The 623-nt window shown below is 52.2% G+C and carries 1 protein-coding gene; it reads right to left on the bottom strand.

Going from position 1 to position 623, the window contains the following annotated elements; translation table 11 throughout:
* The coding region (locus ACR0C6_RS21940) for an IclR family transcriptional regulator (RefSeq protein ID WP_480621287.1) at positions 1-536 on the bottom strand (536 nt) is incomplete at its 3' end.
* Positions 537-623 lie beyond the last annotated feature (87 nt).

Raw genomic sequence — 623 nt, 5'->3', positions numbered from 1 at the left:
CGGTTCAATCTGTCTTCGTCCATATGGGCCAACAACGCTTTTCCGATGCCCGACGCGTGCATGGGTGACAATGTGCCGGGGGGAAAAAACGCCCGGATGCTTTCATGTGTTTCAACCTGGCTCAGGAACAGCACCAGACCTTCTTTCTCAATTCCCAAATTGGCGGTCTCGCTCGTGGTTTCCATCAGCTTGCGCATGATCGGCCTTGCCCGTTCCACCAGACTGGTACGGCGCAGAAACCGCGAGCCGATCACAAACGCCTGCGGGCCAATGTGCCAAACCTGTTCTTCATAGTCGAACTCGACCAGGCCCCTGCCCTGCAACGTCACGAGGATACGATAAACAGTGGCCGGTGCCTGGCGCATTTCATCTGAAAGTTCAGTAAGCGCTTTGCCTTGGGCCTGGCTCAGATACTCGAAAACCTCCATCGCCCGATCCAGTGATTTGATCGTATTCTGCGCGGTTTTGTCATCCCACCCCCGCGGTCTTCCCCGGGCTTTGCGACGGAGTTTCGGGTCATTGTCTTGCAATTCCATAAAAACCCTCTGATCATTTATGAAAGACTATTTCAGGATATGAAAAATATAACCCACTGACAACTATAAGTTAAATCTCTTATCACG

Source organism: Ruegeria sp. AL12, assembly GCF_056540885.1.
The sequence above is the reverse complement of the archived record's forward strand: the minus strand, read 5'-3'. Positions and strand labels throughout refer to the sequence as shown.